This window comes from Bacillus sp. BB081, assembly GCF_008368895.1.
GTDB lineage: Bacteria > Bacillota > Bacilli > Bacillales > Bacillaceae_G > Bacillus_A > Bacillus_A wiedmannii.
Genome location: NZ_QOZX01000013.1, coordinates 1 through 6,702, shown reverse-complemented (window position 1 = coordinate 6,702; position 6,702 = coordinate 1). Strand labels below are relative to the sequence as shown.

Genomic DNA, 6,702 nt, shown 5'->3' with positions numbered 1-6,702 from the left:
TGAGTAGCATAAAAACATCTAAATTATTGCCTTTAGCGCCATCTTTTGTTGACAATATATTTACCAACTAATAAAAGAACCTATCAAGGGTTCTTTTTTATTATAATTATTCAAATTTCAATTTTATCTTGATACTTAGATTGCCACACAAATTACATCTACTTTTTGCTCTCAATTATTGAATTAATAATATAGCACATCGAATTTATTAATCCTTATCTCCAATTCGTTTAAATTAGTGAATAAAATTCAATCATATAAAAATAATAACTACAACTAATCGTTATAAATTAAAGAGGTGTCAATTTTGTCCTTAATTGAAGAGACCTTAGAAACTAAGACAGATAAAAACATTGAAAAGATCCAAACAAGTAACTTAAAACAACTTAAAAATACACTAGATAATATTTTTGATATTAGTGCAGATTTGATTGAACATTCTTTGCAATTAAAAACAAACACGAATATTTTACTATATTATTTTGAAGGCCTTACAGATGGTGTTGCATTAAAAGGAAATGTTGTTACACCATTATTACAAGAAGTGAATGAAGACAGTCAAATATTTAATTCTAATATTATTGCTACTCATACCAAAATAGTATATACGTGGAATGAAATTAAAGAAGGATTACTTGAGGGACAATGTGTACTGTTTATGGAAGGAGAAAAGAGGTCCCTTCTAATAAATACAAAAGGCTGGGCAGAAAGAGCGATTCAAGAACCCATTTCAGAAGTTACTATTAAAGGCTCACATGATGGGTTTATTGAGAATGCCACAAAAAACATAGGCTTAATTCGTCGATATATTCCTTCTACTGAATTGAAAATTAAAAAAATGACAATTGGCGAACGCGCTACTTCTTTAGTCTATTTAATTTACTTAGGGGATGTAGCAAACGCAGATGTAGTCCAAGAAATAGAAACTAGAATCTGTAAAATTAAACCAGATGCGGTATTGAGTATTGGGGAACTATCTAATTATACAAAAGATCAAAATTGGACTCCTTTTCCACAGGCTTATTTAAGCGAACGCCCAGACGCCATTGCAAATCATATACTTGATGGAAAAGTAGCAGTGTTAATGGATAGATCCCCTGGTGCAATGGTTGTTCCAATGAATTTAATTGGATTTTTTCAAACTCCAGATGACTATAATATTCATTGGCTCATTGCATCATTTTTTCGTTTATTACGATTTGCAGGATTTATTATTGCTATTTTTTTACCCGCATTTTATATTGCTATAGTCTCTTTTCACTTTGAAATCATTCCTATAGATTTATACACTTCTATTGCAACATCTAGAGTCAAAGTCCCTTTCTCTCCCTTATTGGAAGCTTTTATAATGGAAATTACACTAGAAATGCTACGTGAAGCTGGTATTCGTTTACCACAACCCATTGGACAAACCATAGGAATTGTTGGAGGGATTGTAATTGGACAGGCAGCTGTTCAAGCTGGTCTTGTAAGTAACGTTATGGTTATTATCGTATCTATTACAGCCATTGCATCATTTATTGTTTCTAATTATGATTTATCAAGTTCTATACGCCTTATTCGTTTCCCAATGATGTTATTGGCATACTTTTATGGGATTGTAGGTATTGTTAGTGGATTAATGCTCTTATTTGCTCATTTTGTTTCACTAACTTCCTATGGTTCACCATACGGATTGCCAATCGCACCATTTCGGCTCCAAGAGTTAAAAGATTCTTTTGTAAGATTTCCTATTTCTATGATTACCACCCGCTCGAGTACAGGACAGCCGAAACAAAAAAAGAAAAAAGAAGGTGGTTCGCATGGGGAATCTTAAATTTCAAAACATAACTTTATTCGAATTTATTGTTTTCATTCATTCACTGCAACTAGCCTCAGGTATGTTAATTATGCCAAGCCCACTTGCTACTACCGCTGGCACAGATGGCTGGATTTCTATCATTCTGGGTTGGATAATTACTTCTATAATTGGCGTATTTATTATATTAATGTTACAAAAAAACCCTAACAAAAATTTCTCACAGATTTTAAAAACATACTTTGGGAAATGGATAGGGACAATTCTTTTTCTTTTATATGCCTTTTATTTATTTTTTGCTGGCTTTAATACTTTATTAAAGGCAACTGATATTGTAAAAGTGTGGATATTCCCTTCCACTCCTGCTTATCAAATCACCATATTATTACTATTACCTTTTATTATTTTAGCTCTGAGTGGGTTAAGGGCTCTTACTAGTTATTCTATGCTTGTTTTCTTCTTCACTACTTGGATGCCACTATTTCTTCTTTTTTCACTAAAGACTAACTACACCCCTTTACACCTACTACCTATTTTTAAAGATGGATTATACCCTATTGTAAAGGCAACAAAAGAAACCATTACTCCTTATGCTGGCTTAGAAATTGCATATTATATATACCCGTTCTTACAAAAAAAACAAAAAGCCATAAAAGGACTACTAATAGCGAATACTGGAACCATGTTTTTCTATCTATATGTGACTATTCTTTCTTATATATACTTTAGTCCAGAGGGGATAAAAGACGTAATCTGGCCAGTATTTCATCTATTAAAAGGGGTTCGTTTTTCTTTCATGGAACGATTAGAAATTATATATATCGCTTACTATTTAATTGTATTTTCCACTACGATATATCCGTATTTATTTTTCAGTTTTGAATCTGTGACCATTTCACTTCAAAAAAACACCCGCAATTGGGCGCTGATTGCTTTTATATTATTTATTGTTGGCTTATTTATTTTCCTAAATCCCGATGTGGATCAATATTTATTTATATATTCTCTTATGGATATCTTAAATGTCATTTTCTTTATTCTATTACCAATCTTATTTTTCGCTTACATTATTCTTTTTACTTGGGTTACTAGGAGGAGACAACATTGATTCGAAAGTGGATATGGATTGTAATTTGTTGTGTATATTTAATTGGTTGTAGTCAGAGAATTCCTCTTGAGAAGGTTTCATTAATCCTGTTAATTGGCCTGGATAAGGCCCCTAATGGAGACATAAAAGTTGGCACAAGCATACCACTCTTTCATCATAAACAGCAAAAAAGTACTATAGAACATTGGACACATGCATCAACTGTATATACTGGATTCAGTAAGATAGATACGAAATTAACGGGCTATATGACAGCCTCCAAAGCTGAAATCATTTTAATCGGGAAAAAATTGGCAAAAGAAGAGAATTGGTTGCAGGAGCTTGATTCATCATACCGTGATCCTTACGCTACCATTAATACTAAAGTAATACTTGTAGATGGACCTACAGAAGAAATTTTTAAAATTCATAAGCCTAGTAAACCATCACTTTCATCTTATATAAATGGTGTAATCGAATCCTCAATTCAAAATAACCAATCCGTCTCTTCTACAATTCAACAATTAATGAGAGAACAAAATGAAGAAGGAATGACGCAAACTGTTCCAATTATCAAAAAAACAAAGAATGAAATCGACACAGTAGGAATTGCATTTTTAAATCGAAAAGGGAAATATTTAACTCATATCCCTAAAAAAGATGTTAAATTTTTCAATCTTATAAATAAGCCAAAAAGTAACGGCCGAATGATACTACACCTTGCGCTTCCTCCTAAAAAGTCCAACAAAAAAACAAACACTTCTATCTTCGTACAGAACGCGACAAGGAAAGTAGATGTTGATTTTCAAAACGGAAAGTTTATATTTAATTTCAATATATATGCTAATGTAGCTTTAATAGAAAAAACCAATGCGAATTTAATTAATGGGCATTATGATAATAAAAAAAATATAAATAATTTAGAAAGCGCTATTCAAAAAGAAATTAATAGTAAATTACAAAATATGTTGCATGACATACAGCAGAATAAAATTGATCCAATCGGACTATCTTTATATGCTAGAGCTTTTCAATATAAAGAGTGGAAAAAACGAAAAGGAGATTGGCTGCAAGCGTTAGCAGAGGCTAAAATAAATGTAAAGACACACGTTAAAATAAAAGATACTGGGACCATTAGAAATTAGTCTAGGATTTAATAGCATTTCTCAAAGGAATCACATATTGTTCTAGTGATTCCTTTTTCTGAGAGAATAATGCCTTGCTTTAACGAAAATACAGTATATGCAATTATTCATTTATTTATTCTAGTTATGAAAAAATCTATTCCTGTCAAAAAAGATTAGTTCAAAGAAAAACTTTCTATGAATCTATACTTATATCTTAAATCCACCAATTAACTCTTGAAGTTCTTCTGCCATCTGTGCTAAGTGTATCGCTGAAGAATTTATCTCTTCCATGGAAGCATGTTGTTCCTCAGATGAACCTGCTATCGTTTGCATGCTTGAAGAATTTTCTTTCACAGCCATAGATATTTGATCAATTGATGTATCGACTTTCATTGCATCAGTTGTCATTTTATTTGATAGTTCCACCATACCATGCACTTTTGACACAATATCATTTGCGGATTTTGAAATCTCATAAAAACTTTGTTTTGTATCATTCGCAACCTGAATTCCCGACTGTACTTCTACACCTACTTCATTCATGGCTTTTACAGTCTCATGTACATCTGATTGTATTTCCTTAATTAAACTTCCAATTTCCATTGAAGACTCGGATGATTGCTCTGCTAACTTCCTAACTTCATCAGCAACAATTGCAAAGCCTCTTCCCTGTTCTCCTGCTCTAGCTGCTTCAATTGCTGCATTCAATGCTAATAAATTTGTTTGTTCCGCAATATTTTGAATCGCTTCTAATATACTTCCAATTTGTTGCGATTTCTTATCTAGTAATTTTATTACATTATCAGATTGAGAAACAGAGTGATGTATAGACTGCATTTGTGTTACAGTTTGTTCTACTAATTGTTCACCCTCATTGGCTTTTTGTTTTGTGTATATGGATGAATCCGATACTTCAGAAGCATTATCAGCTATGTATTGAATATTTCGTGTTACCTCACCAATTAATTTAGCTCCAGATTCAACTTCATTATTTTGAACCTCTGCACTGTTCGAGATTTCTTCCATTTCTTTTGTAATTTGTTCTGTCGCAACACTTGCTTGCTCTACGCTAGCAGTTAGTTCCTCAGAAGAAGCAGCTACATGTCCTGCAGATGTATTAATTTGAGTAATAATATTACGTAACGACTCTGCCATTGTATTAAAACTACCACCTAATTGACCAAGTTCATCCTTTGAACGAATATCTATTTTCTCAGTTAAATCTCCCTGACTAATTCTTTGAGCTGAAATTACTAATTGTCTTAGTGGAGTAATAATTGATCTAAGTATGAAGAAAATTAAAATTCCACCTAACAATAATGAAGCCCCTATTATAGTGAGCGTTTTATAAAAAATAGGATTGGTAGCTTCTTCAATTTCTTTCGTAGGCATTACACCAGCTATTTTCCATCCTGTTTTTTTGTTTGTCTTAAAGCTTATGTTTCGATCTTCACCATTAAGGCTATAAGTAATTACTGCATCTTCTTTCTTGTACAGTTCATCCGCTAAAGTTTTCTCTAATTTCTCACCAGGCTTCAGTGATGGATGAACAACTATAGTTTTATCTTGACTGACTATAGATACAAAGCCTTGCTTTCCAATTTTTATCATTTTGGATGTTTTTACGATATCATTAATATTCAAATCTACGCCAATGACACCACTTTTATCTGCATTTTGCTTTGCAATTGCAATTACCATATTTCCTGTAGCCTTTGATTTATATGGAGATGAAACAATAATCCCTCCATTTGCTTTTACTGCATCCTTATACCAACTACTTTCTAACGGATTAAACCCTTCTGGTATTTTTCCAACAGGTGCATGAATAAATTGATTGTTACCGGATGCCGTATAAATCGTTTCTATCTCTGGATGTAACTGTATATATTGATCAAATTTACTCTGTACATTTTGTAATTGTTCAGGATTATAATCGCCTTGTGTGAGTACCTTTGCAAAATGAGTTACATCTGTATGTTTATTTTCTAATTCATCATCTACAATCTTATCTAAAATACTTACATTATCTTTTGCTGATTGTAGGATTGTTTCATTAAGATCTGTTTTTGCCTTATTATAGGATGATACTCCTACGATAAGACTAGGTATAATTAATATTCCGATAAATGCCATAGACAACTTCGTTTTAAGCTTTATTTGTCCCATTCTTTCTTTTATATTAAACACTAGATACTTCTCCTTTTCATTCATACTACTTATATAGTTTATTTACATTTTTTCTCCTTTATTTTTTCCACATTCACTTATGGCACCATTAGAAATGAAATCATTTTCATATTCATTTACCTTTATTTTCATATGTAGCGATTTGAATTCCACAAGCTGAGTTTTATATATCCTCCTTTCGAATATGTTTTTTAGATTAAGCAATTATTAGACTACGAATTATTCCAAATAAACTGGATGAAACATATACTTCATTTTTAAAAAATTATTGGCTTTGTTTGGATAAAATTTTAATTTAGCGCTATACAAATCATGTGAAATCCTTACCACAATAAATGCACTATGCATAACTAAGTGAATTTATTCTTTTAATAATTATATTTAACTGCCTTTTAACTATTCTAACTGCATCACTTCATTCATTTATCTATTTACTACAGCCACTTTTGTTGTATTGAATCACTAAACCATAAATTCTAAATAGAAGAATAAAATAAATT

Annotated in this window: 4 protein-coding genes; 3 read left to right on the top strand and 1 reads right to left on the bottom strand. The window is 31.6% G+C overall.

Annotated elements, in window-relative coordinates; all coding sequences use genetic code 11:
- The first annotated feature begins 307 nt into the window (after positions 1-307).
- The 3 genes from DN394_RS06430 to DN394_RS06420 are packed head-to-tail and all read left to right on the top strand — an operon-like array spanning position 308 to position 4,030.
- Entirely contained in the window at positions 308-1,816 is a 1,509-nt protein-coding gene (locus tag DN394_RS06430; protein ID WP_098704977.1) for a spore germination protein, read from the top strand.
- The gene (locus DN394_RS06425) at positions 1,803-2,906 is read left to right on the top strand and encodes a GerAB/ArcD/ProY family transporter (RefSeq protein ID WP_098704978.1); all 1,104 of its coding nucleotides are present in this window, start codon (positions 1,803-1,805) and stop codon (positions 2,904-2,906) included. The genes DN394_RS06430 and DN394_RS06425 overlap by 14 nt, the downstream gene beginning before the upstream one ends.
- Positions 2,903-4,030: a Ger(x)C family spore germination protein gene (locus tag DN394_RS06420; RefSeq protein WP_064449355.1), complete on the top strand. Its 1,128-nt coding sequence runs from the start codon at positions 2,903-2,905 to the stop codon at positions 4,028-4,030. Before DN394_RS06425 ends, DN394_RS06420 begins: the two co-directional genes overlap by 4 nt.
- 189 nt (positions 4,031-4,219) lie before the next feature.
- Here DN394_RS06420 and DN394_RS06415 read toward each other — a convergent pair whose 3' ends face one another.
- On the bottom strand, positions 4,220-6,202 hold the full coding sequence (locus DN394_RS06415) for a methyl-accepting chemotaxis protein (protein ID WP_000481872.1): 1,983 nt from the start codon (positions 6,200-6,202) through the stop codon (positions 4,220-4,222).
- Positions 6,203-6,702: the final 500 nt, after the last annotated feature.

What these genes read in the sequence shown, in the direction of transcription:
- DN394_RS06425 (WP_098704978.1), top strand. Translation starts at nt 1,803, where the DNA reads ATGGGGAATCTTAAATTTCAAAACATAACTTTATTCGAATTTATTGTT.